9 protein-coding genes and 1 pseudogene are annotated in these 22062 nt (G+C 64.2%); 1 reads left to right on the top strand and 9 read right to left on the bottom strand.

The window, feature by feature from the left end:
• Positions 1–447 precede the first annotated feature (447 nt).
• The 4 genes and pseudogenes from ABB26_RS19635 to ABB26_RS00780 form a co-directional block, all read right to left on the bottom strand.
• Positions 448–678 (bottom strand): annotated as a pseudogene (locus ABB26_RS19635) (2Fe-2S iron-sulfur cluster-binding protein); the annotation flags it as partial.
• Positions 679–1385: 707 nt separating this feature from the next.
• A complete protein-coding gene (locus ABB26_RS19505) occupies positions 1386–2078 on the bottom strand; it encodes a PepSY domain-containing protein (protein WP_057631674.1) in 693 nt (230 codons plus the stop codon).
• A 57-nt stretch (positions 2079–2135) separates the two neighbouring features.
• The gene (locus ABB26_RS00785; protein ID WP_057631673.1) at positions 2136–4853 is read right to left on the bottom strand and encodes a TonB-dependent receptor; all 2718 of its coding nucleotides are present in this window, start codon (positions 4851–4853) and stop codon (positions 2136–2138) included.
• 101 nt (positions 4854–4954) lie between these two features.
• The gene (locus tag ABB26_RS00780) at positions 4955–5356 is read right to left on the bottom strand and encodes a CopL family metal-binding regulatory protein (protein ID WP_057631672.1); all 402 of its coding nucleotides are present in this window, start codon (positions 5354–5356) and stop codon (positions 4955–4957) included.
• Between the two features lie 429 nt (positions 5357–5785).
• Between ABB26_RS00780 and gloA the strand changes: the two genes are divergently transcribed.
• Positions 5786–6313, top strand: a complete 528-nt coding sequence (gene gloA, locus ABB26_RS00775) for a lactoylglutathione lyase (protein ID WP_057631671.1) — start codon at positions 5786–5788, stop codon at positions 6311–6313.
• Positions 6314–6522: 209 nt separating this feature from the next.
• Here the strand turns inward: gloA and ABB26_RS00770 are convergent, their stop codons facing one another.
• The 5 genes from ABB26_RS00770 to ABB26_RS00750 all read right to left on the bottom strand — a co-directional run bounded on the left by ABB26_RS00770 (position 6523) and on the right by ABB26_RS00750 (position 21701).
• A complete protein-coding gene (locus ABB26_RS00770) occupies positions 6523–11535 on the bottom strand; it encodes an autotransporter domain-containing protein (protein WP_057631670.1) in 5013 nt (1670 codons plus the stop codon).
• A gap of 509 nt (positions 11536–12044) precedes the next feature.
• Positions 12045–12641 carry a LuxR family transcriptional regulator gene (locus tag ABB26_RS00765; protein ID WP_057631669.1) on the bottom strand — a complete coding sequence of 199 codons (597 nt, stop codon included), beginning with the start codon at positions 12639–12641 and terminating at the stop codon, positions 12045–12047.
• 199 nt (positions 12642–12840) lie between these two features.
• Positions 12841–19752, bottom strand: coding sequence for a DUF4347 domain-containing protein (locus ABB26_RS00760; protein WP_057631668.1), 6912 nt, complete (start codon positions 19750–19752; stop codon positions 12841–12843).
• Positions 19749–20606 carry a sulfotransferase family protein gene (locus ABB26_RS00755; protein ID WP_057631667.1) on the bottom strand — a complete coding sequence of 286 codons (858 nt, stop codon included), beginning with the start codon at positions 20604–20606 and terminating at the stop codon, positions 19749–19751. The genes ABB26_RS00760 and ABB26_RS00755 overlap by 4 nt, the downstream gene beginning before the upstream one ends.
• Before the next feature lie 663 nt (positions 20607–21269).
• Positions 21270–21701, bottom strand: a complete 432-nt coding sequence (locus tag ABB26_RS00750; protein WP_057631666.1) for a CBS domain-containing protein — start codon at positions 21699–21701, stop codon at positions 21270–21272.
• Positions 21702–22062: the final 361 nt, after the last annotated feature.

The raw sequence follows: 22062 nt of genomic DNA, 5'->3' as shown, positions 1-22062 counted from the left end.
GTAACGCACCCGGTCACCTTCGCGCAGGGTGTACAGATAGGTTGAACCCTTGCCGGGCGGATGCCGTCTGCTCTCCTGCCAGCCCGGGCTGAAACGCGCCAGCAACACCAGCTGCCCTGCGGCGGCGCTGACCGGCATCGCCAGCGAGTACGAACGGCGCACGGCCACCTTGTTCTGCAGAGTCGCCGGCAACGGCAGTGGCGTCCAGTCGTCACGATGATCGTCCGGATGCCACAGCGCACTGCGCGGCAGCGCGTACTCGGGGACATGCAGCTGCAGATAACAGCCCGGCTGGAACTGGGCATCGGCCGCATGCTCGGGCTGCAGATGAATCTCGCGCAGGAACGGTGTCACCGCTTCAACCTTCACCACCGTGGCCCAATGCTCGGTCCACAGACTGGCACCACCGGCCACTTCGATTTCCAGGTCCTCATCCACCGGCAGGTTGCAGGCCAGGCGACAGCCAACCTTCAACTTTGCATCGGCCAGATGCGAACGATCCGCTGCGGTTGCTTTGCCTGCACCACCGCGCACACGTACTTCACACAGACCGCAACTCTGACCACCGCCGCAGTTGGACGGCAGGTTCACGCCCTCGCGTGCCAGCGCCACATACACGCTGTCGCCGTTGGCGGCCGTCACCGTACGCAGGTGTGCGCCACCGGGAGCGAACACCATCAACTGACGCTGCCTGCGCCAGCGGCGTGGGATGAATTCCTGCAGATGGAAGCTGGTCACCAGCAACCAGAAGCCGGTCAGCGCCAGCCACAGGCCACCGATGCCCATGCCCACCACCAGCGGCTTGTTGAAGTTCACCCGCTCGCTGTAATCCATGATGTGCAACATCCAGAAGATGTCGAACAACCGCCACGTCGCGTTGCGGTGCTCCATCACCTGGCCGCTGTGCGCGGACACATAGATCGTGCTGTCCTGCGCATCGCCGAAATCCACGCGCCAGACCGGGTCTGGATTGGCACGCGTTTCCAGCGTCTTCTCCAGGTATTGCGGGGTCGCAGGCACGCCATCGCCACGATATGCGGCCTGTGCCACACGCAGCGCCAATGCGGCGTCGACATCGATGCGCCGCCCGTTTCGTGCATCGATGACCTCGGTGCCCTCCGGCGACTGCAGGCGATACACCGGCTGTTGCAGCAGCCAGCCGCTGTCCAGTGTCGCCGCCGGATGTTTGGCTGCCCGCAATGCCTGGGCAGGCGACACGGTATCAGCCGGCCAAGCGGGCACGTCCATCTTCGCTGCACGCTGTGCATTGCCTTCGATCTTGTCGGGGTCCAGCAGACTCATCATCAAGCCACTGCCCAGCCACACGACGAACTGCAGGCCAATCAGCAGGCCCACCCATTTGTGCAGGGTTCGCATCCAGGGCGTCATGCCGGCCTCCGCTTGCCGAAGCTGTAGAACAACAGCCAGATGCCGCTCAGCGCGAAGCCCAGGCCAACCACCGATGCCACGCGCAACAAGGTGTTGTTGACGTCGCTGCGGTTCTCGTAATCCATGATGTGGAACATCCACAGGAAATCAAACCAGCGCCACAGGCTGTGGCGACGCGCGAGCAGCTCGCCGCTGTCAGGCGACAGGTACAACGCCGTGTCGCCACTGTCGGCAAAATGCACGGCCCACATCGGCACCGGGCGGGTCTTCACTTCCGACGGTGCGCGGGTGATCCACTCCACCCGGGTAACCTCGCCCTTTCCCTGGTACAGCGAACGCGCCAATGCGATGGCCGCATCACGGTCCAGCTGCGGCATGCGCTCGCCACTGGCCGCATCGACGAGGAACTTGCCACCGTCCTGCCGCACTTCATACACCTCGCGTTCCAGCACATGCTTGAGCCGGAACGATTGCAGCTGCGGGTAGCGTTCGACCAGCACGTCGGCGCCCACGCGCGCAGCCTGTGGTGGCAGCGGATCACCGTGCACATGTGCCAGGTGGTCGCCATGGATCACGTCCAGCGGCACCACGGTCATGTACACACCACTGAGCATCCACAACAGCGCCTGCACGCCGATGATCAGGCCGATCCATTTGTGGGCGCGACGCGCCCAGAAAGCGGGTTTCATCTACATCATCCTCAGTCTGCGATGCGCCCCGCCGTTTGCACGACGGGGCGCCTGCGATCACCAGCGATAGCCGATGCGTGCGTACCAGCGGCGACCCAGCAGGTCATACGTCATGGTGTCGGTGTTGGCATCGGTATAGCTCTGGATGAAGGGCGGCTTCTTGTTGAAGACGTTGTCCAGGCCAAGCGAAACATCCAACGCCTTGCTCACGGCGTACTTGAGCTGCAGGTTGTGATAGAACACCGACGGCGCATGGTCACCGATATCACCGCGCGTGGCGTTGATGTCATCAGTCCGGCCGATGTACTGGGTGGACCAGGTGCCAGACCACTTGTCGCGTGCCGCATTCAGTGCCACCAGGCCACGCCACTTGGCATAGCTGCCTCGACCGCCGGTGATCTTGCCCGCGTATTCGATCACCTCGGCCCCTGCGTACGGGCGCACGTCATAGCGCTGCAGGTAAGACACATCGGCGCTGACGCTGGCGTCGAATCCGGCCATCTGGAACTCATACAGCGCGCCGAGATCAACGCCACTGACCCGCTCGTTGGCCGCATTCACCGGCTGCGAGGACAGGTAGTCGACTTCACCGGTACGCGGGTTGCGGGTGAAATTGCTGGCATCACAGAATGGGTGGGCCAAGCCCGGCGTGTTGTAGCAGATCGCAAGCTTGGTCGACCCGGCAATGCGCTGGATCGCGTTCTTGATGCGGATGTTGTAGTAGTCCAGCGTCAGCGTCAGGCCGGAAGCGAACGCCGGTGTCCACACCACGCCTGCGGTGAACGAGGTGGCGTCCTCCGGCTTCAGATCCGCATTGCCACCGGAGGTGGTGAGGATGCTGTTGCCCGGCTGCACATACCCAGCCGGCACGCCATAGGCCTGGCAGTTGCCACGCACCACCGAACCGGCCGGCAGGCTGCTCCAGTTGCTGCACGGGTCGGTGGTGGTCAGGTTGCCTTCGGCCACACCGCCAAACAGTTCCGGAATATTGGGGATACGGAATGCGGTGGCGTAGGTGCTGCGCAGTTTCAACGACTCGTTGACCTGCCAGTCCAGGCCTGCCTTGTAGTTGTAATCGCGCCCGAACAGATCGTAGTCCGACGCCCGCCCGGCCAGGTTGAGGTACAGCGAATCGGCAATGACGCTGTCCTGCAGCAGCGGGATCGCCAGCTCGGCGAATACCTCCTTGGCGGTGTATTCACCGTGGATGGGATCCTGCTGGTTGGTGTTGCCGATGCCCAGCACGGTGAGCGGATCCGGATCACGCCAGCCGCGTTCCTTGCGCACTTCCACACCGGCCGCAAAGCCCACCCAGCCCGCCGGCAGCTCGAAGATCTGGCCACTGAGATTGGCGGTGAAGCTCTTCTGCTCGTTGCCGCCCGTGTCGCGCGAGTTGAACAGGATGTAGTCCAGCACCTGCTGGCTCAGGTCGCCATAACCCAGGTAGTCACCGCACGGAATCGCCGCACCCGGCAGCGGGCTGCAGATGCTGCGATCAAGCGTTTGTTCCACACGGTCGAGGTTGGCAACCTTGTCCGAGCCGTCCACGCCGGTGTTGCGCCCCCAGTTGAACGCCGCCGACCAGTCCCAGCTGGTGCCGAGCTGCCCCTTCAGGCCAGCGACGACGCGCCAGGTATCGGTTTCCTGGAAGAAGTGACGCGGGCCGGCTTCTTCCAGACGCCGACGCTGCAGCAGCAGATCCTGCCCGGTCGGGTTGGTCGGATGATCGGCGGCGATGTTGATGGGCCGGTACACGCCCAACGCACCGGCCGTCGCCAACTGCTTGGACTGGCGGTTGGTGTACATCATCTCGACGAACGCGGTGGTGGTGTCGTTGATCTGGCTGTCGCCGAACACGCTGAAACTCAGGCGTTCAATCGGGTTGACCGCGTTGAGCGTGTGGTTGCCGTTGTAGTTGTGCTTGGCCGCCGAATACGGTTCGTAGAAGTCGCCGTTGCCGCCCAGCACCTGGTTGAAGTTGACGCGGCTGCCATCGGCCAGCAATGCGCGGCCACCCACGGTGGTGGAGCTGCCCGAACACACCAGCTTGCCGTCCGACTCGACCAGGCCGCACGGCGCACGCGTGGCCATGTTCACCGAACCGCCATCGTAGTAATTGATCGCCGTCATCAGCGAACCGCGCTCGCCGGTGATGCCCCAGGTGAAATCGACCGACGTTTCCTCGCCATCACCTTCGGCGGTCTGGCCGTAGCGCACCGCTACTTCGGCGCCGTCAAAACCCTGCTTGGTGATGATGTTGACCACGCCGGCCACCGCGTCGGCGCCGTAGATGGCCGAGGCGCCATCCTTCAACACTTCCACGCGTTCGATCAGCGATACCGGAATCACGTTCAGATCGACCGAGCTGTTGGCGCCGGTGCCACCGTTGACGATGCGGCGGCCATTGAGCAGCACCAGAGTGCGGTTCGCGCCGAGGCCACGCAGGTTGACCTGGGTGGTGCCGTAGCCGTTCTCGGCCCAGTAGGCGTTGCTCTGGCTGCCGGCATAGCCGGCCGATGCCGGCAGGCGCTGCAGCAGCGTTTCCACCGAGGTGGCGCCGGAACGCTCGATGGCTTCGGCATCAACGACGCTCACCGGGCCGACGCCGGACAACTGGGCGCGCTTGATATGGCTACCGGTGACCTGCACGGCATCAAGCGTGCGCGCGTTTTCCGGCTGGTCTGGGTTCTGCTGCGCATGCGCGGTCTGGCTGGTGGCGGCCACGCACAACACACTGCCAATGGCCACGGCCAAGGCATGGGACTTCAAATACATTTCTCTCTCCCGCTGGGTAAACCTGTCTCTGGGCGATGTCCGCGTGCACAAAGGGCGCACGCAGGGGCACTGCAACGTCGTGATGACGCAGGGACGACAGGTCAAGCGATGGGAGGTCGGAATACCCGCGAAAGTTTGCTGGCTGGCAGCTCAAGCACAGGCAATGCGGTATCGAGCGATACCGGGGGATGGGTACCGGCAAACAGCTTCACCGACGTGGGGGGATACAGCACCAGCACGCAGACGCATTCGCAGCCGGTGCTGTCCACGCAGGTGCAGTCGGCATGATGCGCCGGCATGGTGCCGCGGCCGTGGTCGCCATGGGTTTGGGCCAGCACCGGCTTGGCCGGCTCGCAATCGGGATCTACCGCACCAGCCCCGGTGTCGGTGGCCACACTGGCCACCGTCTCCATCGCCATCCGCGCGCCCGCCCATGCCCCAAGCACGCCTTCGGCTGCAAGCACGCAGATCAGCAGCAGTGGCAGCCACAAGCGGTACGGCATGGTGTTCCCGAGGACTCCGTCTATTTGTATATACAAACAATGAATAACGCGTCGGGAGAAGACCTGTCAACTCCCTCGTGCCTCCCAGCGCATCCTTTTCAGGGCACGCACCCTGCGCGCTACCGGTGCAGCCCTTGCAGCGGCGTCATCTCTGCCCCATTCAAGGAACAGGCAACTGCCCTTCAGTTCCTGGCAAAGCGAGAATGACTACCCTGCAACGCAGCATAGCCAGCGCATCTGACACCGCCAAGATGCGCAAGGCATGACATTGATGATTTTTTCTGTTGATGCAAACAAGCTGCGCTGTCTATCGCGCCACTGCTTTCAACCGCAACTTTTTTCCTGCGACGTTGATTGCAGATGCAACTTGAATCACAGCCAAGAACAGCCCGTTCCGCCCTCCCCATTCACGACACCAGGACGTACCCCATGAGCCTCCAAACCCTCCACCAACAGCCCGGCGTGACTGCGCAGGTGCCGGCCGAAACCAACGGTTTCGTCTTCAACCACACCATGCTGCGGGTCAAGGACATCCATGCATCGCTGGATTTCTACACGCGCGTGCTGGGCTTCCGGTTGATCGATCAGCGCGACTTCCCCGAGGCCGAATTCAGCCTGTACTTCCTCGCCTATGTACCCGCTGGCACGCAGATTCCCGAGGACGATTCAGAACGCCGCCTGTGGATGGCCGGCATCCCCGGCGTGCTGGAACTCACCCACAACCACGGCACCGAGCAGCAGGATGGCCCGGTCTACCACGACGGCAACAGCGACCCGCGCGGCTTCGGCCATATCTGCGTATCGGTACCTGACATTGAAACGGCATGCGCGCGTTTTGAAGCATTGAACGTGGCGTTCCAGAAGCGCCTGACCGATGGCCGCATGAAGAACCTGGCCTTCATCAAGGACCCGGACGGCTATTGGGTGGAGATCATCTCCAACACCGTGCGGCCGTGATCAAGGACTGAAGATCGCGGGGGCGGAGCATCTGCTGCCGCTCCTCGCGGCCCTCGAACAACCTTGGGGCACGCATCGGCCCCTATGACGATGACATGCAACCGGTCCCCGCCCCCGCCGTTGGCGGCGGAGGCGGGAGTGGATCTGACCTGTGGGAATCGATCCCGGCCTCTGCACCAGATCCCGCATGCCCAACCTGTGGGCATCACTCAGAAGCCCAGGCGCCAGTTCAACTGTGCGCCCAACTCGCGGACGCCATCACCGCTGCGCGCCTGTGCGGCCAGTGACAATTGACTGCGACGCCCCGTCGCCACATCCACTGCGGCTTCAGCGACCAGGGCATTACGCGCGCGGGCCGTGGACAGCACCTCGAACACATCACCACCAGCCACGAAATGTTGGCGACTGGAAGCGGACAGATCAGCGCTGGCATGCTCCCAGCCCAGGCCGACGCGCAGCAGTGCTGGTGCCGCAGCCGAGCCACCACTGACATCCCAGATGCCGCGCACGCCGATACGACCGACCAGGCGTTGCGCATCATCGTCCTGCACTGCCAGGGCCGCCGAGCCGCCCCACTCCTGAGCGGCGTCGCTGTGCAGCCACTGGCCGGTGACCTGCAGGTAGGGTTGCATCTGCATCGTTCCCAATGCCCTCGTCCAGGCCAGTTCGAGCTGTGCGGTGGTGGCCTGTGCGTCGTAGCTGGCGCGCAGCATCTGCGTGCCGACGCTGTCCAGCTGCACGGTGCGTTCGCTGTCGATGCGGTAACGGCTGTACGACACGTTGCCTGCCATGCTCAAGCCACCCCATCGGCCCTGCGCATACAGGCCCACCACGGTGTCCTGCGCCTTGGCCAACGACTCGTGGCGAGGCAGACGCTGCCGCAGACGTTGCGTACCGATCACCGCACCCAGCACGCCCTGTTCGCCCAGTTGCAGGTCCGCACCAAGCAACATGCCATCGCGATAATCGTGGGACTGCGTGCCGTTACCATCACCGGCCTGACGCGTGCTGCGACCGCTGCCACCCAGCCACAGCGTGCCGCGTTGCCCCTGCGTCTGGGTCACATCGCCGTGCAGGCGGCGATTGACCGCATCGTCCACAAAGCGGTCATCCAGCAGCAGCGCGCGGGTGCCGGCATGAATCTCACCGGAGAGCGCATCAAACGCGCCGCGCGCGGTGGCGCCGTCGAACATCAGCAGCGTGTTGTAGAGCACCAGTGCCTCGCCCGACTGCGGCAGCGTGTTCAACGCCACCGCGGTAGCGTGCTGGTTCCGGGTTTCCGCCGCCGTGCTGAAATCGGAAGGTTGATCGATGCGTAGTACCAACGCGTTGCCGCTGTAGTCCAGTGCAAGCGGCAGGAAAGCAGACGGCGTAACCAGCCTCCCGAAGCCGCCGGTGATGCCGCCATCGGCGCTGAGCAGCGTATAGCGGTAGCCGTCGCGGTAGCTGGTCTTCTCATCCAGCGCGATCACCTGCAGCGTGCCACCCTGCAGCGTTGCCACACCGCCGGCATGCACCGCATCACCGTGACTGGCATCGATCTCCGCGGCGTAGGTGCTTCCTGCTGTCAATAGCAGGTCACCACCAATCTCCAGCCGCCCGATGCTGTTGCCCGGTGCAAGCGTGCCAGCCAGCTCCAGGCTGCCGCCGATATAGCCATTGCCGACCAGCGCAGCAGCGGCATTGACCTGCATATCGCCGCCCAACTGGCCATTCAGGCGCAGCGTGCCTGCATCGACCGTCATGCGGCCAACGAATGCACGGTTGTCGCCGTCGAGCAGCAGGCTGCCGCTGCCCTGCTTGGTCAACGTGCCATCGCCGATGAAGCTGCCGCTGAACTGGGCAGCGTCCGTATCGCCGAAGCGCAACGCATTGCTGCCAACCGACACGATGCTGCCGTTCACGCCGGCCAGGCTGCCGACGGACTGCACCCTGGCCGTGCGGCTGATGTCGAAAACGGCATCACTGCCGGTCAGCGCCACATCGCCGTGCTCATCCAGCGAGCCGGCACCAGCGATGGCCAGCGTGCCGCCCTGGATCGTCGTGCCGCCGCTGTAGGTGTTGGCGCCGGCCAAGGTCTGCGTTCCACTGCCCTGCTTGACGATGCCGCCGCTGCCGCTGAGCACGCCGTCGAAACTGCGGTTCGTTGCATCGCCAAGAATCAGGTCGTTCGCACCCAACACGATGCTGCTGCCTTCAACGCCACTCAACGCCGCAACGCGACGGTCGCCATCGGCAGCACTCATGTCCAGCGTGGCGCCGGCATTGCCAAAGGAAAGCGCGCCACTACCGACGCCACCAGCCCCGCTCAGCATCAGTGTGCCGCGCTGGATATCGAAGTCACCGGTCGAACTGTTGGCCCCGGTGAGTGTCAGTGTGTTGCTGGACTCCTTGATGAAGCCGCCGCTGCCGCTGATCGCATTGCGCATCGTGAAGTCGTCGGCGCGCGCGATCACCAGCAGGCCCTGGTTGATGATGGCGCCGTCGCCCAGGCTGCCGCGGGTGCTGCCCGCCGCACCGGTGCCCAGCTGCAGGATGCCTTCGCTGAGCGTGGTGCTTGCGGCGTTGAGATCGCGATCGATGATCCATGCACCGGCGCCACGCTTGTCCAGCTGTCCCGAGAAACGGGTGTCGCCAACCACCGCGTGTGAATGCAGATAGGCAAGGCCGTCATCGACATCCAGCGTGAGCGTGGAAGCGGCATTGCTGCCGATATCCAGATCACCGCTGACCGTGCTGTAGGCGTGCAACGTCACCTGGTGCTGGGCGTTTTCAGCCAGCTGCACATCACCGTCGAGCACGCCTGCGTTGTCGAGCATCACCGCCCCGCCCGAGCGCACCGCGACGTCAGCGCCGATCACCGCGCCGGCCGCGTTGTGGACGTCACCACCGCCCAGCAGATCCACCGCCAGCGTTGCACCGACGATGACGCCCTGGTTGCGGATCACCGCGCCACCGAGACCGCCCCCCACCGGCGTGACGCCCGCATCCACGCCGCCGGCGTTGTCCAGCGTGCCGCCGTTGTCCAGGATGAGCGCGTTGGACAGCAGGTTGCCCGCTGTCACCTGCAAGGTGGCATCCCGCCCGGCGTGGTTGTCCACCCGCACCGCGCCGCTGCCCAGCACGGTGTTGCCGGCCACCACCAGGCTGCCCTCACTGACCTCGGTACCGCCGCTGTAGCTGCTGGCCGCATGCAAGCTGAGCGTGCCGGCACCCACCTTGCGCAGCGCATTGCCGCTGCCATCCACCAGCGCCACGTCCAGCTCTGCGTGCACGCCGCCATCGATGTTGATGGTGGCGGCACTGCCGCTGGCCGGGCTCAATGCCAACTGGCCGCCCGTGCCGGCATTCAGACGATAGCCATCGGTCTTGAACTGCAGCGTGTCGAAGGACTGCATGCCCTGCACATCCACCGCACCGGCCGTGCCCATGAACACCGCCACCGAGCCGCTCCAACCTGCGGCCGTGGTGCCGCCGGCATCGGTCCAGTTGTTGCCGCTGTTGCTCCAGCTGCCGTTGCCACCCACCACACCAGTGCCGGCGCCGCTTGCTCTGCCATTCCAGAACTGCAGCGTGTGGCCACTGGCCAGCACCGACAGGCTCACCTGGTGCGTCGTAGCCGTATCGATCAGCGCGCGGGCGCCGGGCGATGACGCAACCGTTGCGGTGACGCTGTCAAAGCCACCGGACAGCGTGCCCCCATAGTTGAACAGCCGATACCAGCCGGCCGAGGACACGCTGGCCTGCAGGCTGCCACCCAGCGCCAGATTGCCGCCGACTTCGATCAGGTCGTTGTTGACACCGCCCACCACGCCGGGCTGATTCAGTTCGACCACGGTGGTGGCGCCGTCATGCAACGTCAGGTCACCATCGATGGTCAGCGTGCCGGGGCTGTTGCCGGGAGTCAGCCTGGCACCGTCGCGCACCTGCACGTCGCCGCCGATGCGGCCACTGCCGGCGAGCGTGCCGCCGCTGTTGACCTGCACATCACCACCAAGCGCGTTGTTGACCGACAGGATGCCGGCATTGACCGTGGTGCGCCCGCTGAACGCACTGCTGTCGCCGCTCAGCATCAGCGTGCCCGCGCCCTGCTTGTTGAGACCACCACCAGACGGCGACGTGAACGCCGTGCCCACTCCGATGTTGAAACCGGCAGTGTCAAACCATGCGCCTTCGCCACCCACCGCGAGCGTGGAAAACCCGGGAAGGAAACTGAGCTGGTTGCGCGTGGCCTGCAGGATGCCGCCATCGAGGTTGAGCGTGGCGTCACCGCCGCCGTGAATCAGTTGTCCGGTAATGAGCACACCGCGTCCATCCGTGCCGTTGCCAAGCAGGTTGAGTGTGCCCTTGCCATCGCCCCCTTCGGCCAGCGTCGTGGAGCTGCTGGTTACGGTGCCTGCCTTGTCGATGTCGAGCATGCCGCTGCCACTCATGCCTATCCACAGCAGGTCTTGATTCTCCCAGCGTGAACCGCTGCCGCGGACCACAACGGTACCTTCACTCGTGGCTTCGATACCCACCATGCTGCGGCCCCTGCTCAGCACCTGCCCGCCCTGCTCGACCAGCAGGCTTCCGAAACCTGCCGGGCCCACCTGCAGCTGGCCGGAGTTGGTCCAGCGTGATCCCGTTCCCGACACCGACATCGATCCGCTGCTGCCAGCGTAAGCACCCACGAAAACATGATTACTGGTGCCGCTGCCGCCCGCGCTCACGCTGAATGACCCCGCGCCGGTAAGGCCCAGGATCAGTTGTGTAATTCCATGCAACTCCGCATCCGCACCGCTGACAGCCATCGTTGCGTTGTTTGCAGGGTCAACGCCAACCTCGACATAGCCGTCACTCAGGCCCAACGTGCCGTGGACCTGCAGGGTGCCGTCATGGATCCGGACGCGGTTGGCTGCACCGACTTCACCGGCGCGCAGCGTCAATATGCCTGTGCCGTACAAACGCACCACATCGACAGCAACAGGCACACGGCCCGTACCCCAGGTTGCCGCATCGTGCCAGTTGGCCATTCCACTACCGAACCAATTCTGGTCGGCAGCCTGCGCGGCCGGGACCGTCAGCGCCATGCACAGCGCCGCGCCCAGCAGCTGGGCAGACATGGCACGTGCAGCGCGCTGGCGCGTGTGTCCGCCACACCCCGCCGCGCAGGACAGCTCCGAGGCAACCTGCATCACGCCGAGGTTGTGATTGAAGATCAGACGATAAACACGATTCATGCGGTGCCCCCAAGGCGAATGCCGGGCACAACCGCCCGTTGTTGCGAAGATGAAAGCGATGGCCGAGGCACACGCCGTACGGATACAGGCGCGGCATGCTGAGGCGGTGCGTGCGTCTGGCAGTGCACGCGCCGAGCTGGCGGTCGTCCTCGCATGCCAGCGCCGCCACGTGGCGTCCCAGACGCACGCACCGACAGCACCCTGCATTCGTCGCATCGCGACAACAGCACAGCCAGCGGCGGCCTTGCGACTACAGCGTTGGCACCATCAGGCGATGTCATCCCCGGCCGAGCGGACGGCTCGTTGTCGAAACAAGCAGCGGCGCGAACGCACAGCGTCCGAGCCGCCATACCAGAGGTGCAGGCACAAGACGGGCGTCGCCGTCCGCTTTGCAGCAAGCGTCGATGCATCACCCGGGCATGCTAGGCAACCCATCGCGATTGCCCAATCCTGCTATTTAGCAGGGTGGACAGACCCTGCCGAGCACCGTGCGTGATCGAGCGTCCACTTCACAGATGGGCATCTATCTTCAGTGACTTCAGCCACAGGCTCATCAGCCCGGCACGGCCGCGCACACCGAACTTGCGGAAGATCGCCGAGACATAGGAATGCGTGGTTGATACCGCCAGCCCCAGCTGGTCGGCGATCTGCTTTTCGGTGGCATCGGTGAGCAGCAGGCGCAGCACCTTTTTTTCATGCGGCGCGAGATTGGCCTTGGCCAGCAAGGACTCCACCGTCGAAGGCGCGTTGCAACGCAAGGCGGTGACGTCGCGGGCAACGCCGATGCGCAGCTGTTGCGCCTGCAGCCAGCGCGCCGACCAGCTCACATGGACCGCGTTGCCCTGCTTGTGCAGGTAGCGGTTCTCGAACCCTACCCGTGCCCCACTGCTCACCACACTGCGGGCTTCCCGCAACGTCCGGTCCTGCTCCTCTGGCATCACCAGGTCCAGCAGCGATACGCCGACCAGCTCACCCGGCACATAGCCGAAGATGTCCTCGCACGCGGCGCTGGCGTATGTGATGCGATTGCCCGCCCCCACCATGAACACCGCATCGGGCAGCTGGTCGTAGATTTCGAACGCGTTGTCATTGCCGATCGGCGTCATTGCCTTCCCCTGTGAGCGCTGCCATTCCCAGGCGGCAGACAGTCCATGATCCACCGCGCATGGAACGATGGGCCGGATCACCTGTCAGCGCAGATCGTACCGGAGCGCGGCGCAAAGAAACGAAAAGCCCGGCACGGGGCCGGGCTGGACGCCGCTTTTTGCAGGCCCCGGCAATCATTGCCGGGGCCTGCACAGTGGTTCAGGGATGGACGTCGCCGCCACGCATCTGGCCATTGCGACAACGCCGGCCCTGGCAGCCCATCATCTGGCCATCGGCCGAATAGGCGTCCATGTCCATCGTTGAAGCACCGCCCTTTCCGTACGAGACACGCAGGCCGACGCTGTTGCTGCTGTCACTGCTGCGGCCCTGGTCGCGGCCGAACAGCAACGAGATCAACCAACCGCGTTGCGTCCGCAGGTCCATACCTGCACCGAGGGTCAGCATGTCGTCGGCATAGCTGCTCATGCCCAACCGGTAACCACCCGGCACCGGCTGCTGCACGTAGTTGATGCGTGCATCGCCGGTGTTGGACAACGACTGCCGGTATTCGATCTTCCAGAACGGGCGCAGTTCCAGCGTATCGCCACGCCACAGGTAGCTGCCGTCCATGCCGACCGCCAGACCGCTGTTGTCCACCGTCTGCGCGGCGTAGTCCAGGTCGTATGCACCCAGACCATGCTCACGGTAGCTGTCCAGCGTGCTGCGGCTGCCATCGAAGCGGCCGTAACCGGCCAGCGAGAAGCGGTCGTGCTGCTGCTGGTAGCCGAAGGTAAGCGCACCAAAGGTCTGCCGGCCATCGCGCTGTCCCGATGCGGAGCGGGCCATCACCTCGCTCCAGCGCGCCATGTCCAGGTCCAGCCAGCCGTGGGCCAGCACGCCATCGACGAACAGGTGCTCGCCCGAACGCCACAGGCCGTACAGCGCCAGCGAGTACTGGTCGGCATCCATGCGTGACGGGGAATGATCCTGACGGCTGCGGTTGCGGCCCATGCTGGCCGCCGCACCCATCAAGGCGTTCTCGCCCAGCGCACGGTCCAGGCCCAGGCTGATGCCATCGGTGTGGAAATCAAACTCGCCGCCATTCTGCTGGCCACTGTTGCCGAAGGTCGCGGTGCCGGACATCCAGCCACCCCAGCCGGTCGGCAAGGCGTTCCACGAGTTCATCGGCAGCGTCACCGGCACCGACATGCCCTGGCCCAGCGCATCGCCGGCATAGGCCAGCGTCAGCGCTGCCGAGGACGGGTTGTCGCCGGAGCGCACCTGCTGCAGGCGCGCCTGGATGTTGCTCAGCTGCACGCGTGCAAAGCGCACGCTCGCGTCCACCTGCGCCTGCACCCCGCCGCGCACCTCCGCATCCAGCGTCGGGTCCGGGCGCGCATTTACCGTCAGCTCCACTTCGACCGTTGCCGCGGTGTAGCTGCCATGCGCCTGCTGCGTGGCAACCAGGGTGGCAGTGCCGGCACCGACCAGGGTCACGGTGCGACCGCTGACCGTGGCCACCGCCGCGTTGCTGCTGCTGAAGGTGAAAGCCCCCTGGCTGTCGCTGTGCGGATCGACCAGGTCGAATGCCGCTTCACCGTAGACCTTGGTCAACGCCTGTACCCATTGCAGGGTCGGCGTGGCCGCAGCGATCGCAACCTCCAGACGCGCCTGGGTTGCGGCCCGATACATGGCGTTGCCGGCCTGGTCGGCGTTCAATACGCAGTTGCCCGCCGCCAGCATCGTCACCTGTGCAGCGGACACCGAGCACACGCCCGGCGAGGCGCTGCTGAACAGCACCGGGTTGCCCGAGGCGCCGCCATTGGCCGATACCGTGAAGCTGCCGCCCTGCACGAACACCGGCGCCTGCGGATCGGTGGTCATGGCGGTGATCGCCTGCGCGGTCAGTTCCACCTTCAGCGTCAGCGAGGCGGTGCCGGTGAAGCCGTTGGCGTCGGTCACCTCCAGCGCGAAGGTGTAACTGCCTGCCGCTTCCGGTTCACCGGAGAACGTACCGTCGGCTGCCAAAGACAGGCCCGGCGGCAGCTGGCCGCTGGTCACTGCGAAGCGGTACGGCGCGGTACCACCGCGCGCCGTCAGCGCCTGCGTGTAGTCCTGGTCGCCACTGGCCGGCGGCAGCACATCCAGATCCAGCTCCACCTGCGCGGCAACCACTTCCAGAGCGAAGGCCTGCGACACATCGAACGGCCCAGCGCCGGTGCTGCTGTCGGTGGCGGTGATGGTCACGTTGAAGGTGCCCACCTGGGTCGGCGTACCAGTGAGCGCACCATCCGTCGACAGCTGCAGGCCGTTGGGCAGGCTGCCACTGCTGACCGCATAGCGGTACGGGCCGGTACCACCATTGGCGGTCACGGTCTGCACATAGGGCGTGCTGGCCTTTGCAGCCGGCAACGTAGTCGTCGTCATCACCAGCGCGGGAGCAGACACGGTGATGTCCACGCGTGCCGCTGCCGAGGTGCTGTAGGCATCCTTGGCGGCATAGGTGAACTGGTCCGGACCTGCGTAACCGGGATGCGGCTGGTAGGTGACCGTGGTGCCACTGACGGCGGCAATGCCATGCGCCGGCTGCGCGATGATCAGCACTTCATCGGCGGTGCCGGTGATCGACAGACCGATGTGGGTTGCGCCGGCGCCATATGCCACGCTGTCGCTGACATCGTTGGCCTGCAGCAGCGGGATGGTGGTGACCGGATTGGAGGCCGCCGATGCCGAACCGGTGCCAACGCTGTTGGTCGCGGTTACCGTGAACGTATACGTCGTGGCCGGATTCAGACCGGTAAAGGTGATCGGGCTGGACGCGCCGCCCTGGGTCAAGCCGCCCGGGTTTGCCGTCACCGTGTAGCCGGTGATCGCCACGCCACCGCTGCTGGCCGGCGCGGTGAAGTTGATCTCCGCCGTGTCGATGCCCTGTGCAGTTGCGATGCCGATGGTCGGCGTACCCGGCACCACCGCATTGACGGCGAAATTGCGGGTCACCTGCGGCGCCGCCAGGTAGCTGCCGTTACCCGGCTGGTCGGCGTTGATGGTGCAGGTGCCCGCGCTCAGGAAGGTCACCGCACCGAGCGAGGTGATGGTGCAAACGCCCGTCGTGCTCGAGGTGAAGGCCGGATTCAAGCCGGAGTCCGATGTGGCCGAAAACGTCGGCGTGGTTCCGAAGTTCTGCGCGCTCGGCGCATTGAACGTAATGGTCTGCGTTGCCTTCGGCGTGGTGCTGTTGGATGCAACCGAAGCAGGCCCGGTGCCGGCGACATTGTCCGCAGTGACGCTGAAGGTATACGCCTGGCCGTTGGTCAGCCCGGACACCACGATCGGAGAGCTTGCCCCGCTTACCGGCGCGACATCGGCAGGGCTGACAGTGACGGTGTAGCCGGTGATGGCCGACCCACCAATATCCACCGGTGCCACGAAGTCGATACGTGCCTGTGTGTCACCGGCGGAAGCCACGGCACCGACAGGCGCACCGGGCACAACCGGACTGACCGTGAACGAGCGCGTCACTTGTGGGGCAGGCAGGAACGATGAATTGCCTGCCTGGTCGGCATTGATGGTGCAGGTACCGGCGGTAAAGAAAGTCAGCACGCCAGCGGAGGTGATCGTGCAGACCGCCGTTGTTGATGAGGTGAACGTCACCGTCAGCAGCGACGTCGACGAAACGCCACCACCGAGGATCGACAGGTTCGGTGATGTGCCGTAATTCTGCGTACCCGGGTTGGCGAAGGTAATGGTCTGCGGCGAAGCCGGCACGATCTGGTTGGATGCACCCGAAGCAGCGCTGATCCCGGCGCTGTTGCTCGCGGTGACGGTGAAGGTGTAGGACGCGCCGTTGGTCAAACCCGTCACGGCGATCGGCGCACTAGCACCGGTGCCGCTCAGATTGCCCGGATTGGAGGTCACCGTATAGCTCGTGATGGCCGCGCCACCGGTGCTGGCCGGCGCGGTGAACATCACCTCCGCCTGCGTGTCACCGGCCATCGCCGTCCCGATGGTCGGTGCCCCCGGCACGATCGCATTGACCGCGAAGGTACGGCTGACCGTGGGCGCCGCGTTCCAGCTGCTGTTGCCAGTCTGGTCGGCGTCTACCGTGCAGCTCCCGGCGGTGAGAAAGCTCAGCACGCCATCACCGGTGATCGTGCAGACGCCAGTGGTCGATGAGGTGAACACCACCATCAGGCCCGACGTCGATGAAGCCCCACCATTCAAGACCGACAGATCGGGCGAGGTACCGTAGTTCTGCGCACCGGGATTGGCGAAGGTGATGGTCTGGTTGCCCTTGGGCGTGGCTTGGCCACTCTGAGCCGAGGCCGGGCTGGTGCCGATGGCGTTGGTCGCTGTCGCTGTGAAGGTGTACGGGGTGCCATTGCTTAAACCGGTGACCGTCGCCGTGCATGCCGAAGGGCCCGCGCACGTGCCGAAGGCTCCGCCTGGGCTGGCCGTTGCCGTGTAAGTGGTGATCGGCGAGCCACCATTGCTGGCCGGCGCGCTCAACGTCACGGCCACCTGTCCATCACCCGGCAATGCTGCACCGATGGCAGGTGCATCGGGTGCAGTCAGAATGGCCACCGGATGCGTGGACCCGCCGCTGAAGGCCGCCACGATGTTACCGGCATCGTCGGCAACATTCGTCGAACCATTGAGATTGATCTTGAGGGTACCAGTACCACTGATTCCCGCGACATTGACGTTGATCGCTGAGCCGGACGACGCCGACACGCTGGCAATCGACCCGCTCGCGCTGCCCGTGCCAACCAGCGTGAAATCATCGGTGGATACGTTGCTGACCGATTCACTGAAGTTCGCGGTGAACGCCATCGAGGTATCGCCCGCGCCGGGCGTGCCACTCACCACAATGCTGCTCACCGAAGGCGCGATGTTGTCCACGCTGGCGTTGCTGGTATCCGACGTCGAGGTGGTGTTGCCGGCGTTGTCGGTCGCAGTGACGGTGACATTGCGGCCGCTCATGTCGATGGCACCGGCAACGATGGTGTAGGTCGCCGTCCAGGTGCCGGAACTGTTGGTGGCCGCCACGGCGGAACCACCACCGAACTGGCTGAAGTTCACCGTCACGTTGGAGATCGAATCGGAGTTGTTGTCGCCACCAGCGGTGTTGTTCCAGGTGGCGGTCACCGTGTCGCCGATCCTGTAGGCACCATTGGTGCCGCTGGCGCCACTGATGCTGATCCTGCCATCGGTCACCGTGGGTGCAATGGTGTCCACGGTGGCATTGGAGGTGTCGGCGGTGGTGGTGACACCGCCGGCGCTGTTGGCCGTCACGCTGACGTTGCGGTTGGCCGTGTCGATGCTGCCTGCGGTAATCGTGTAGGTCGCGGTCCAGGTATTGCTGCTGTTCGAGGCTGCTACGGCATTCCCACCGCCGAACTGGCTGAAGTCGACAGTCACCCCCGTGATCCCGGCGTTGTTGTCACCGCTTGCGGTGTTGTTCCACGTTGCGGTCACCGTATCGCCGATCTTGTAGGCGCCCCCGATGCCGCTGGCGCCACTGATGCTGATACGCGCGTCAGTGACCGACGGCGATCCGCCCATGATGACCAGGTCCTTGTTCGCGCCCAACGAGCCCGCCGTCCCCGGCGTCACCAACGTCAGCACCGCGTCTGCACCTTCCGCATTCTTGATGGTGCCACCATTGAGTGACAGCGCAGCGGGCGAGGCGTAGTCCAGGTCTGCCGAGATGTCGCCGGCTTGCACGGTGTAGCTGAACATCAGACTGCTGCTGCCGCTGCCGCCCACATAACTCGCCAGCCTATCGGTGGCTCCGGTTTCCAGCATCAATTGTGGCGTTCCGGTAACCGTGACCGCACTGTCGAAGGCGATCTGAACACCGATTGGGTCACCCACGCCGTAGGTGCCATTGGTGTTGCTGGAACTCACATTGCTGACCTGGGGAGGCGGCAGGTCATCGATCGTGAAGCTTCTTACCCCGGCAGCCGCTACCGCGCATCCTGAGAACTGCACACTGAAGCCAGTCAGCTTGGCTTCGCTCAAGTTCGCAGGAAGGGACACGTTGGACACGCCTCCGGCGATGGGAATCGCGGCTATGATCGTCCCCCCAGTAGCCGATTGCCCGATCAGACTGGCGCTGGTGCAGCCGCTGCTCACCGAGAAATCGACATTCAACCCCGTCAGCTTGAATGCGGCCAACTGCGCGCTGTTGGCCGTGAAACTCAAGGTTGAACTATTGGGCCCCCTCACCATTGCGATGATCGAACCCATGTACCCATAAGAAGGCGCAGCAAGCGCTTCGGCCCTCATTCTTCCATCCGGGGATGTCGTAGCAGCACTGCAATATTGGTAGTTGCCGCAGAACTCGCTGCCCTGATAGTTTTTTAACGCCAGTACCGACGAAAAATCCTTCAAGCTCCGTGGCGAGAACGGCAGGGATGCGGTCACATCACCGCGCTGCACTTCCAGCTCCCAGTCGCCACCCTGCTCCGCATTGCCGGTCTTGTCGATCGACGCGGCGATGTTGAGGCCGGTGTCCGCCCGCAGGATGTCGAGCAGCTCTCCACCCTCAGCACCGGCTGCAAGATCGCAGCCGTACAGCAGCAGGTCCGCACCATCGGTCAAAGCGCCACGCAGGCTGGCCAACGTGTCCACTTCATGCTTCAACACCTGTGCGTCCACGCGGCTGTTACCCAGCAGCAACGTGCCCTGCTCGGCATGCGAAACAATATGCAGCGCCGATAGCCCGTGATAACCCGCCAACACTGCCTTCAACTGGGCCAGGCCGGACTCGCCTGCTTTCAGCTCGATGACATCGATGCCGGGTCTAAGCTCGCGCATGAACGCCGCTTTGTCGGGCACCGCTGCGTCAATGATGATCAGTTCCCGAACCGCACGGCCCGCCTGGATGGCCAGCGCCGCATTGCCTTCATTCATCGCTGCAGCAGCCATGCGACGCTTCGCTGATGCCGTCCGCTGTGGCATGGACTGGCTGCGTGATGCATCCGTGGACCGCTCGCGCCCATCAACGCGCATATAGCTACGCGGCTGGTAACCACCCCGCATCAGATAGCCACCTGCGGAGGACGCGGCAGCGTGTGCGGAGAACGGGAGCAGCAGCGTGGAAAGTGCGCCGAACAGTGCATGCTTCATGGGTTGGCCTTGGTAATGAGCGGAGCCTGGCTCTCGGAACGACGGGCGGCGATGATGCCGGCGGAGGTACCCGTCTGGTCCTGCCAGAAATCCATGTCCTGGTATTTGGTGAACAGATCCGGCGGCAGGATGCTGCGCCGGCTCTTGAATTCAACTTTGCGACGCACGTCGTGCAGCCCCTTGACGCCCAGCTGCTGGTCGAACGCCTCCTCTGCGTACTCGACGTTGTCAAAGTCGTGCACGAACGCCGCTTCCCCCAAAAACTGGTAAACCAGCTGCAGGGTGCGCTGCGGATGACGACTCAGTAGTTCGTAATCCACCAGCAACAGGCGCCCGGAGAAGTCGCCGTAATAGGCTTCCTTCAATGCGGTCCATGCACTGCCGACCGCGCCATCGGCGCTGATCAGCTGCTCGCAGCGGCTGTACACAGTCTGACGCGTGGCCGGGTTGAACATGCGGCTGTAGTCGAATGGATTTCTGCGGTGGATGGCTTCGAAGCTGTCCATCACCCAGGCCGGATTACGCACGCAGCAGATGACCTTGAAGTCCGGCACCAGGCCGGCCAGCTGGTGCATGCGCGCGGTCCAGTGGCGGTTGGTGTCAAACACCACCGGTGCGACCACATCGGCGTAGTACGCCTCCAGCATGGCCCGGCAGATCGCCTTGCGCTTGGCTTCGTCAAAGAACGCCGCCGACTCGCCGCCGGCGCCCATCTGCTCCAGTGCGCCATTGATCAGGCCCGCGACCGGGCTGCTCATCGCGGCATGGAAGCGCGGGTTCTGGCGCAGGATGCCGGCCAGCAACGTGGAGCCCGAGCGCGGCAGACCAGCGATGAAATGGTAGGTCCGGCTCATCGGCACGCGTCCAGGTAGCGCCAGGCCATGTCACGGCGGACCGCCAACCACGGGCATACGCGCACCACCAATACTGGCGGCACCGCCCCGAAACTCCTCATGCAACCCCGAATCATGATTTCCCCAGCCGTTCTTCCGGCTTCTTTGCAGCGCTAATCAATTAACCGGAGAAAGCAGCGCCACCCCATCAGCCATTTTCGCGACTTTCATCACACAATGGAGCGACTACTGTCCCGCTACCGGTTGGCCCCAACCAACGAGGCGCGAACAGTGACAGAGCCACAAGCGACTGTCTGTAGGTCGCTCCCCGACAAAAGAAAAGCCCGGCTCAGGGCCGGGCTTCTTCACAGCGTCGGGGGAGAGAGAGAACCGGGCTGCTGGGGAGGATTATCCGCAACCACGGTTACGCTTTCGTTACAGCAAGTACTCCATCGTCACACTCCCGGCGAGCTGGTGCGGCTTGTCCAAGTCAGTACCGCGCCAGAGCTGGCTACACCATCGCCGTGATGCGCCATTCACCGGTGATCCTTGGCAGCGATCCGGTGACGATCACCGTCCTCCATCGCGTGCCGCACCCGGCAACGCTGTACAGGCGAGAACGGCCCGATGCTTCCGCTTCAGGCCGTCCTCGTTTCCGCCAGCCATCGACATCAACCTCCGCTGTCAATGCGCTGCGATGTAGATGTCCTGCAGGACCGCCTTCTCCAGTTCCAGTTCGCTCAGCAGATTCTTCACGATATCGCCCAGACTCAGAATGCCGACCAGCTTGGCGTCTTCGGTGACCATCAGATGGCGATGGCGCGAATACGTCATCAGCGCCATGGCCTGCTTGAGTGTCGCATCCGGGGCAATGCCCTCAAGGCCGGCCGAGGACAGGCTGGAAATGACCCTCCTACCCGCCTGGGGGCCATCTTCGGCCAGGCTGCGCACGATGTCCTTCTCGGAAATGATTCCCACCGGAGCATCGTCTTTCATCACCACCAGGGCAGCAATCTTGTGCGCGCTCATCTTGTGTGCGGCGCCGCCGATCGTGTCTTCAACATCGATGGTGACGATTGCATCTTTTTTCGATCGCAGGAGTTCACGGACGTTCATTCTTGTTTCCTGTTACAGGCTACTGAAGTGAAGATGCGCCCTTCCGAAATGCCGTCGTACTCCAGCGGCAGATCGACCAGCACACGTCTGTTGCATGTCGCCGACCGCTGCTGCGCATCGGCTGACGAAATACCTCATCGCGGACGAGGTCGACTGCAACGCGCCGACCGTGCCCTTGATACTTCCGAGTCTACGACCGCGCCTGCACGACCAAGGTCGGCATTTTTGGGACGGTTCATCGCGGAAACCGATGGGTGAGCGGAGCATGGCATTGCGGATGAAATCGCCGCTGAATGCCGCTGCCGGGATGCACTAAAGATTTGCCACGCGCCAACCATGGGCTCACCCCATGCGTGGATAC

Source organism: Stenotrophomonas humi (assembly GCF_001431415.1).
Lineage (GTDB): Bacteria > Pseudomonadota > Gammaproteobacteria > Xanthomonadales > Xanthomonadaceae > Stenotrophomonas > Stenotrophomonas humi.
This window is presented reverse-complemented; position numbering and strand designations above follow the sequence as displayed.

What these genes read in the sequence shown, in the direction of transcription:
- ABB26_RS19505 (WP_057631674.1), bottom strand. Translation starts at nt 2,078, where the DNA reads ATGAAACCCGCTTTCTGGGCGCGTCGCGCCCACAAATGGATCGGCCTG.
- ABB26_RS00785 (WP_057631673.1), bottom strand. Translation starts at nt 4,853, where the DNA reads ATGTATTTGAAGTCCCATGCCTTGGCCGTGGCCATTGGCAGTGTGTTG.
- ABB26_RS00780 (WP_057631672.1), bottom strand. Translation starts at nt 5,356, where the DNA reads ATGCCGTACCGCTTGTGGCTGCCACTGCTGCTGATCTGCGTGCTTGCA.
- gloA (WP_057631671.1), top strand. Translation starts at nt 5,786, where the DNA reads ATGAGCCTCCAAACCCTCCACCAACAGCCCGGCGTGACTGCGCAGGTG.
- ABB26_RS00770 (WP_057631670.1), bottom strand. Translation starts at nt 11,535, where the DNA reads ATGAATCGTGTTTATCGTCTGATCTTCAATCACAACCTCGGCGTGATG.
- ABB26_RS00765 (WP_057631669.1), bottom strand. Translation starts at nt 12,641, where the DNA reads ATGACGCCGATCGGCAATGACAACGCGTTCGAAATCTACGACCAGCTG.
- ABB26_RS00760 (WP_057631668.1), bottom strand. Translation starts at nt 19,752, where the DNA reads ATGAAGCATGCACTGTTCGGCGCACTTTCCACGCTGCTGCTCCCGTTC.
- ABB26_RS00755 (WP_057631667.1), bottom strand. Translation starts at nt 20,606, where the DNA reads ATGAGCCGGACCTACCATTTCATCGCTGGTCTGCCGCGCTCGGGCTCC.
- ABB26_RS00750 (WP_057631666.1), bottom strand. Translation starts at nt 21,701, where the DNA reads ATGAACGTCCGTGAACTCCTGCGATCGAAAAAAGATGCAATCGTCACC.